Source organism: Thiohalocapsa sp. (assembly GCF_019695415.1).
Classification (GTDB): Bacteria; Pseudomonadota; Gammaproteobacteria; order Chromatiales; family Chromatiaceae; genus Thiohalocapsa.
In genome coordinates this window covers 1-7,612 of the sequence record NZ_JAIFKJ010000353.1, presented here as the reverse complement: position 1 = coordinate 7,612, position 7,612 = coordinate 1, and the positions used below count along the sequence as shown (strand labels likewise).

Below are 7,612 nucleotides of genomic sequence, written 5' to 3'. Positions count from 1 at the left end.
CGATAGGCCTGGCGTACGGCATGCGTCACGAGCTTGTCGCGCACAAGGCGACCATTGACGTAGAAGAACTGCATGTCGCCCTGGCTACGGTCGAAGGCAGGGCTCGCGACGAGCCCATGCAAGCGCAGTCCGACCGCCGACTCGTCCAGTGTCAGCGCATGAGCCAGGAACCCCTCCCCCAGCAGCCGCCGAAGCCGCTGTGGGTCCATGGCGGTGTCCGCGGCGGGCAGTTCCAAGGAGACGCGCCCATTGTGAGTGAGCCTGAGCGCGATGTCGTCGCGGGCGAGTGCGAAGCGCGTCAGCAACTGGTCGATGTGCCCGAGCTCGGTCTTCTCGGTGCGCAGAAACTTCCGTCTAGCCGGCACGTTGTAGAAGAGGTCGAGCACCTCGACGCTGGTGCCGCCGCCGTGGGCGGCGGGCTGCGGCGGGTCCTGACGGTCGGAGCCGTCGCAGCGCAGACGCCAGCCGTGGGGCTCGCCCTGGCGGTACGAGGTGATTGCGAAGCGCGATACAGCTGCGATGCTCGGCAGGGCTTCGCCGCGGAAGCCGAGCGTGGCCACGGCTTCGAGGTCCGCAAGGCTCGCGATCTTGCTGGTGGCATGGCGGGCCACGGCCAGCGGCAGGTCGTCCGGCCCGAGGCCGCTGCCGTCGTCGGTTACACGGATCAGCTTGATGCCGCCTTGCTCAAGATCTATGCGCAGGCTGCGTGCGCCCGCATCCAGGCTGTTCTCCACCAGCTCTTTGACCACGGAAGCCGGCCGCTCGATGACCTCGCCGGCGGCGATCTGGTTGATGAGCTGGGCGGGCAGTGCACGGATGGACGCCATGCCCGGATGGAAGCAGATACGGTGCCGGCCCGCAAGCCAGTGCCGCCTGCTTTAGGCTGTCAGCCGTCAGGCTGCGACGGCTCGGGTGGGTCTGAGTGGGAGCCCCGGGCGTACCCGGCAGCTCCGGCGCCCGTGTCAGCTGCACCGCGGCATGACCGAGATCTTAGTGCCGCGCCACCTCGGCGAAGTTTACGGCGTCGCTCGACGGCAACGCGCCCAGCTCATCTCCCACGGGAGCGCCGTCTCGGGCAAAGCGTGTGCCGGGCGGCGGATAATCCTCGAAATAGTCCACGATCCCTTCCAGCAGATAGTCGGCGAGCTTGTTCTGATAGCTGCCGGTGCGCAGGCGCTTCTCCTCATCCGGGTTGGAGATGAAGGCCGTTTCCACCAGCATGGACGGAATGTCCGGCGACTTCAGCACGGCGAAGCCGGCCTTTTGGATGCGCGTTTGATGCACGTCGCCCAGGGCGCGGAGCTTCGACAAAACCCGCTCGGCAGCGATGCTGCTGTGCTCCAGGGTTGCATTCTGCGTCATGTCCAGCAGCACGCTGGCCAGCACGTCGTTCTGCTCGGCGAGGCTGACCCCGCCGATCAGGTCGGCGCGGTTCTCCCGTTCAGCCAGCCATTTGGCTGCCTCGCTTGTGGCGCCGCCATTGGACAGCGTATAGACCGACGAGCCACGCACGCGCCTGTCCTTGAAGGCATCCGCATGGATGGACACGAACAGGTCGGCTTGATGCTTGCGGGCCTTGGCGATGCGCTGACGCAGCGCGATGTAGTAGTCGCCGTCGCGGATCATCACAGCGCGCATGCCTTGGCGGCGGTTGATACGCTCGGCGAGCTTGCGCGAGATGGCCAGCGTGACGTTTTTTTCGTAGGTGCCGGCGGGGCCGATGGCGCCTGGGTCCTCGCCGCCATGCCCGGCGTCCACGGCGACGATGACGTCACGGTGGCGCACCCCCTTAGGCTGCACCGAAAGATGCCGCGGCGCCACCGAGGGCTCGTTGCGGCTCACCACCTTTGCCCCGCCCGGGTGCGCGCGGGCGGAGACGTCGATCACCAGCCGGTGCCCATAGGTGGCGTTGGGCTCAAGCGCGAAGCTCTTGGCCTTAACCGGTTGCTTGAGATCGAGCACGACGCGCAAGTCATCCCCCTCGCGGACGCCGCTGCGCATCCCGGCCACCAGCGCATCGTCGCCGTCGGCCGTCGGCAGCTGACCAGCCAGCCGGGCGTCGCTGATGTCTACCACCAGCCGATGAGGGTTCTCCAACGAAAAAATACGATGGCGAATGGGCGCGGCGGTGTCGAGGACGATGCGCGTGTGATCCGGCGCATTCCAGATACGCGCGCCGTGCACGCTGACCTGCCCTGCATTGGCCGTATGCGCGGCTCCAAGCACGAGCGCTGCCAGTAAGACTTTGAGTGCGGTTGCCATATCAGACGCCCCTGCCCCCGAGTCTTTGGTAACGGAAGACGTTGCTGTAATGATAGCATCGTGATTCCCATTATTCCAAGCATAGACACGTCGTTGCGGCACCTTCTTCAGACTAAGTAACGCAATTTGTTGCAGATATTGTACAGTTGGCCTTTTGCAACGCTGAGCCCTCACCCGCGCAACCGCCACAGCTGCGCTCCCACCGCGGCCCTGTCTCAGGGCGCGGGAGCAGGCCCCGGCGTCTGCGGCAGACGCGCAGCGAATGCGGCCTGCCAGGCCGCGGCAGGCTCGAAGCGCAGGCTGCGCCCGCCGTCCCGGTGCGCAATCGCGACTTCCAGGTCCGGCGCGGGCAGCACGCCGGCGCCCCGCTCGGGCCATTCCACGAGCACCAGGCTTGCATCATCGAGCAGGTCGCGGATGCCGAGGTATTCGAGCTCCTCGGGGTCGGCAATGCGATAGAGATCCAGGTGGTGCACGAGGGCGCCCGGCAGCTCGAAGCTCTCCACCAGCGTGTAGGTGGGGCTGCGGACGGGGCCTTGATGCCCGAGTCCGCGCAGCAGTCCACGCACGAGTGTGGTCTTGCCAGCACCGAGATCGCCCTCCAAAAACACCAGGCCGCCGGCACGGGCCAGACCGTCCTCGCCGCACAGGACTCGGCCCAGGGCGGCACCCCAGGCGCGCTGTGCGCGCTCATCGGCGGCGAAGCGCTCGCTGATCGCGATCATCGCGCCCCCTCGGCAGTGGCGAATAGGCGCGGCAACGCCGCAATCAGATCACCGGCGAGCAGGCCGCGGTCGGCGCCGGCAGCGACCCTATCGCCGGTGGCGGCATGCAGGCAGACGCCGGCAGTGGCCGCTTGCCCCGGGTCCAGGATGGGCGCCTGCGCCCACAGCGCGGCGATGATCCCCGTAAGGGCGTCGCCCATACCGGCGCTCGCCATGGCCGGGTTGCCGTCACTGCAGACAGCGGGCGGGCGTTGGCCCGGTCCATGCACCAGGGTGCCGGCACCCTTCAACACCACGGCACCGCCGTAACGTTGTTGCAGGGCGGCAGCCGAGGCGAACCGATCCCGCTCGACGTCAGCGACGCCCTGCTCCAACAGCCGCGCGGCCTCACCAGGGTGTGGGGTCAATATCCATTGATCCCGCCGGCGCGGCGCACGCGCCAACAGCGTCAGGGCGTCGGCATCCACAATCAGCGGGCGGTCGAGCATCAGCACCGCCGACAGGAGCGCACGCCCCCATTCGTCGCGGCCCAAGCCCGGGCCAACGGCGATGACGTCGGCGCGTGCCGCAGCCTCGCCCAATGCATCGGCATCTGCCACCGCGTGCACCATGAGCTCCGGCCGAGTCAGGTTGAGCACCGCGGCATGCGCTGGGTGCGTGGCAATGGTCACCAACCCCGCGCCGGCACGCAATGCGGCTTCACCGCAGAGACGAGCCGCACCCGAGGTGCCGGGGGCCCCACCCACCACCAACACGTGGCCGGCCATGCCCTTGTGTGCATCCGCCGCACGCGGCGCTATCAGCTCCCGCTCCTTGCGCCAGTCCACCCGGCGGGCCGAGAGGATCTCAGTGGCATAGATACTCGGCGGGACGCCGAGCCCGTCGAAGTACACCGCACCGGTGCAGGCCGGGCCCTGGCTCGTGAAGAGGCCCTGCTTGAGGCCGATGAAGCTGACCGTGGCCTCGGCCCGAACGGCGATGCCGTGCATCCGCCCTGTGTCGGCGTCGAGCCCCGAGGGAATGTCCAGCGCCAGCACCGGTGCGCGGGCTGCGTTCATGGCGGTAATGGCCTCCGCCCACTGCCCCGAGACCGTCCGCGTGAGACCGGTGCCGAGCAGGGCGTCGACGATCACATCCGCATCCCCGGGCAGTCGCTCATAGGCTTGCGGCATTCCGCCACGCTCGGCGAATCGCGCTGCCGCTGTCAGGCTCTCAGGGGAGAGCTTGCCGTGGTCACCGAGCTGGAGCAGGCGAACATCGAGGCCGGCGCCCAGAGCCTCCGCAGCCACCACATAGCCGTCGCCGCCGTTGTTACCGGCACCGGCGAGCACGACGATGCGGTGGACATCGGGCCAGCGCTCGCGTAGGCGTCGGAACGCCGCCGCCCCCGCACGCTGCATCAGCTCCTCAGCGGCGATTCCGTGGCGCTCGATGGCACAGCGGTCGAGCGCCCGCACCTGGGCTGCGCGGTAAAGCGCATAGGGAATGGGTTGCATTTCCGGCACAGTGGGAACCAACTTACTAGCGCAGAGCAGCGAGTTTCGAGGGGGGAAGTTCGAGGACGAGAAAAGGCATCACCAGATTCTTCGCGCAACAAACCGACAACTCGCATGCGACGGGCGTACATAGAAGCCCAAGCCCCATGACGAGCGGCAGTCGCGCGCGTTTTGCCGCGCAGCGGAAAACGCTACCCTATCCGTCTGTGCTGACTTTGCAACCCCGTGGGTCCCCATAACGACCACACAACACAACAAGCCTCAAGCCCGCTCGCTGGCGCTGCTGAAGCTGCAGTCAGTGAGCACAACGCAACAGCCCAGGCGTGCACACCGCAGCCGCCCCCTACCACGCGACCGACTACCGTGACAGACAGCAACGCCGACACACTGGCACGGAGCCGGGGGCCGACCGGGGAGCCGAGCCGTCCGCCGACACCGTTGTCAGACGCCGAGGCAAGGCACCTGGCCCGCGCCATCAAGGGGTGGGGCGCCGAGCTCGGCTTTCAACAGATCGGCATCGCCGACTGCGATCTCGCCACGGCCGAGGGGCGGCTCCAGGACTGGCTCGCGCAGGACATGCACGGCGAGATGCATTGGCTGGCCCGGCACGGCACCAAGCGCACCCGCCCGGCGGAGCTGGTGCCCGGCACGCTGCGCGTGATCTCGGCGCGGATGGATTATCTGCCGGAGTACCAGGCCGACATCGAGCGGGTGCTGGTCGACCCGGCCCAGGCCTTCGTCTCCCGCTACGCCCTTGGCCGCGACTATCACAAGGTGCTGCGTCAGCGACTGAAGCGCCTGGCACAGCGCATCGAGGCGCACGTGGGCAGTTTCGGTTACCGAGTCTTTGTCGACTCCGCACCGGTTATGGAGAAGCCGCTGGCGCAGAAGGCGGGCCTCGGCTGGGCCGGCAAGCACACGAATGTCATCAATACGCAGGCGGGCTCCTGGTTCTTCCTCGGCGAGATCTACTGCGACCTGCCGCTGCCCACGGACCCGCCCGCCGAGGACCATTGCGGGCGCTGCAAGGCCTGCATCGACATCTGCCCGACGGACGCCATCGTCGAGCCTTATGTGCTGGATGCACGCCTGTGCATCTCCTACCTCACGATCGAGCACCCGGGTCCAATCCCCGAGCCCCTGCGCGGGCGCATGGGCAACCGCATCTACGGCTGCGACGACTGCCAGCTCGTGTGCCCGTGGAACCGCTTTGCACATATGACGCAAGAAAGCGACTTCTTGCCGCGCCAAGGCATGGACACCGCCACGCTCATCGAGCTCTTCGCCTGGGACGAGGCCGAATTCCTGATGCGCACCGAAGGCAGCGCCGTCCGCCGCATCGGCCATGAGCGCTGGCTGAGGAATATTGCCGTGGCGCTCGGCAACGCCCCGCCCTCATCCGCGGTGCGCGAAGCCCTCTCCGCACGGGCCGACCACCCGAGCGTGCTGGTGCGCGAGCATGCGCGATGGGCGTTGGCGGTCCAAGGCACGGCACCGTAGCCGGCGTGGCCCGTCTATTTGCCGCACGAGAGCGACGCGCCCGCTCGCTGCACTGATCCACAGTACGCCCGCCGCCGGGCACTGACATGACAACTGCGAGCGTCACAGCCCACGCGGCGGAAGATCCGGGGAACCCGACTCAAACCCGCAGCAGCTCCGCCCGATAGTGCCTGAGCTCCGCGATGGACTCGCGGATGTCCTCCAGCGCCTGGTGCTTGTTGTGCTTCTTGAAGGCCTCGGCAACGTCCGGGGCCCACATGCGCGCGAGGATCTTGAGGCTGCTCACGTCCAGATTGCGATAGTGGAAAAAGGCCTCCAGCCGCGGCATGCAGCGGGCGAGGAAGCGCCGGTCCTGGCAGATGCTGTTACCACAGAGCGGCGCCTGCTTGGGCTGGCACCACTGCTGCAGAAACTCGAGCGTGCGGGCCTCGGCTTCGGCCTCGGTGACCTCACTGTTGCGCACCCGCTCCAGCAGGCCGGACTGACCGTGGTGACGGGTGTTCCACTCATCCATGCCGGCGAGCACTGCCTCGGGCTGCCGGATGGCCAGCACCGGGCCCTCGGCCAGCACGTTCAGCTCCGGGTCGGTCACGATGGTGGCGATCTCGATAATGTGGTCGTGGAAGGGGTCGAGCCCCGTCATTTCCAGGTCGATCCACGCCAGATTCCCCGCTTGCTCCATTGGCTTCTCCCGCCGGCACCACGATGTGCCGGGATGGTAGCGCGATCGCGCCCGCTGCGGCGCCGGCCGCTGCTAGAATCCAACCCCAGCAATGACCGGAGAATGCCATGAACGTTCGACTCACGACCCTTGCACGCGCCCATGCCGTCGCCGCACTCTTCGCAGCCGGTGCGCTGCTCACCGCCGTCTCCGCCGGCGCGGCGGAGGGGAGCGATGCCCATGCCCTGATCGAAAAGAACTGCACCAGCTGCCATGGCAGCGAGATGTACACCCGTCCCGATCGCAAGATCGACTCTTTCAGCGCGCTGGAGACCCAGGTCGAGGCCTGCAACACCAACCTCGACACCGGGATGTTTCCGGAAGAGGTCAAGGCCGTGGCGACGCTGTTGAACGAGGAGTACTACAAGTTCGAGGAGTGAGCGCCGCCGTGCACCCGCCGGCCACCGGCCGACCCCAGGGCTGTGCAAGGCCGCTCCTCGCCAGTGGTCGGCGGGCGTCGCCTGACGGCCGTACCCCGCTCCGCCGGTCTGGGAGAGGGCAGGATCATCGCTTTCCCCCGCATCGGCCGTCTCTCGACTGATGCCGAAGCGTCGGCTGTCGGAGCGCCAGCGCGAGCGTATCCGCGCCATCCAGGCACGCCGGCGCCAACGGCTGGAGAGTCGGACCAGCGCGGTGCTCGACCGGCTCGACGCCGACGGCCTCGACGACGCGCCGGACGCGGCTGGCGCCGATGCGGCGGGCCGCTCTGACCCGGATGCCGATGACGGCGCGCGGCATGGCACTGTGATGGTGCGCCATGGCGCGCACCTGGCCGTGGAGGATGACGCGGGGGCGCTGCACCATTGCGTCTCCCGGCGCAACATCGGTCACCCGGTGTGCGGCGACCGTGTGGTCTGGTCCCCAACGGAGCCGCACAGGGGCGTGGTGAGTGCCATCGCCCCCCGAGA

At 67.9% G+C, this 7,612-nt stretch carries 7 protein-coding genes and 1 pseudogene; 3 read left to right on the top strand and 5 right to left on the bottom strand.

What is annotated here, in order from left to right:
- The 4 genes from mutL to I6U14_RS10120 form a co-directional block, all read right to left on the bottom strand.
- The coding region (gene mutL / locus I6U14_RS10135) for a DNA mismatch repair endonuclease MutL (RefSeq protein WP_296898995.1) at window positions 1-827 on the bottom strand (827 nt) is incomplete at its 3' end.
- 163 nt (window positions 828-990) lie between these two features.
- Complete coding sequence (locus I6U14_RS10130) at window positions 991-2,262, bottom strand: N-acetylmuramoyl-L-alanine amidase (RefSeq protein ID WP_296898993.1); 1,272 nt, start codon at window positions 2,260-2,262, stop codon at window positions 991-993.
- 215 nt (window positions 2,263-2,477) lie between these two features.
- Window positions 2,478-2,987, bottom strand: a complete 510-nt coding sequence (gene tsaE, locus I6U14_RS10125) for a tRNA (adenosine(37)-N6)-threonylcarbamoyltransferase complex ATPase subunit type 1 TsaE (RefSeq protein WP_296898991.1) — start codon at window positions 2,985-2,987, stop codon at window positions 2,478-2,480.
- On the bottom strand, window positions 2,984-4,483 hold the full coding sequence (locus I6U14_RS10120) for an NAD(P)H-hydrate dehydratase (protein WP_296898989.1): 1,500 nt from the start codon (window positions 4,481-4,483) through the stop codon (window positions 2,984-2,986). Before I6U14_RS10120 ends, tsaE begins: the two co-directional genes overlap by 4 nt.
- Before the next feature lie 438 nt (window positions 4,484-4,921).
- On the opposite strand from I6U14_RS10120, the gene queG reads away from it, so the two are divergent.
- Window positions 4,922-5,983 carry a tRNA epoxyqueuosine(34) reductase QueG gene (queG, locus tag I6U14_RS10115; protein ID WP_296898996.1) on the top strand — a complete coding sequence of 354 codons (1,062 nt, stop codon included), beginning with the start codon at window positions 4,922-4,924 and terminating at the stop codon, window positions 5,981-5,983.
- Window positions 5,984-6,122: 139 nt separating this feature from the next.
- Here queG and orn read toward each other — a convergent pair whose 3' ends face one another.
- Window positions 6,123-6,665, bottom strand: coding sequence for an oligoribonuclease (orn, locus tag I6U14_RS10110; protein ID WP_296898988.1), 543 nt, complete (start codon window positions 6,663-6,665; stop codon window positions 6,123-6,125).
- A gap of 107 nt (window positions 6,666-6,772) precedes the next feature.
- On the opposite strand from orn, the gene I6U14_RS10105 reads away from it, so the two are divergent.
- Both I6U14_RS10105 and I6U14_RS10100 read left to right on the top strand, forming a co-directional pair.
- Window positions 6,773-7,084, top strand: coding sequence for a cytochrome c (locus tag I6U14_RS10105; RefSeq protein WP_296898986.1), 312 nt, complete (start codon window positions 6,773-6,775; stop codon window positions 7,082-7,084).
- A 160-nt stretch (window positions 7,085-7,244) separates the two neighbouring features.
- Window positions 7,245-7,612 (top strand): annotated as a pseudogene (locus tag I6U14_RS10100) (hypothetical protein); the annotation flags it as partial.